Origin of the sequence: Pelomicrobium sp. G1 (assembly GCF_051905455.1) — a bacterium.
In the GTDB taxonomy this organism is placed as follows: domain Bacteria; phylum Pseudomonadota; class Gammaproteobacteria; order Burkholderiales; family UBA6910; genus Pelomicrobium.
On sequence record NZ_JBQACR010000426.1, the window covers coordinates 1 to 257 of the forward strand.

A 257-nucleotide genomic window follows, 5' to 3' on the forward strand; every position below is an offset into this window, starting at 1 on the left:
CGCCTGGACAGCTGCGGGGTGCGGGCGGTTTACGGGGAAGAGGCCTGCACCTTCAGCCAGCCGCAACGCTTCTACTCCTACCGGCGGGATCGGGTCACCGGGCGCATGGCGGCGCTGGTCTGGCTCACCGATTGAACCTTCGGTACGGCTATAATGCGCCGTTTCGCCGCTGCGCCCCTTTTTATGTCCCCTTTCGCCTGGATCATCGCCGCCAGCCTCACGGGCGGTCTCTTGAGCGTGCTGGTGGCGGGAGCCCT

Annotated in this window: 1 protein-coding gene; it reads left to right on the forward strand. The window is 66.5% G+C overall.

Features of this window, described 5'->3' with window-relative positions:
• Nucleotides 1–135, forward strand: a 135-nt coding sequence (locus ACTFO6_RS19100) for a laccase domain-containing protein (protein WP_439935913.1), incomplete at its 5' end; no start/stop codon positions are given.
• Between the last annotated feature and the right edge of the window lie 122 nt (nucleotides 136–257).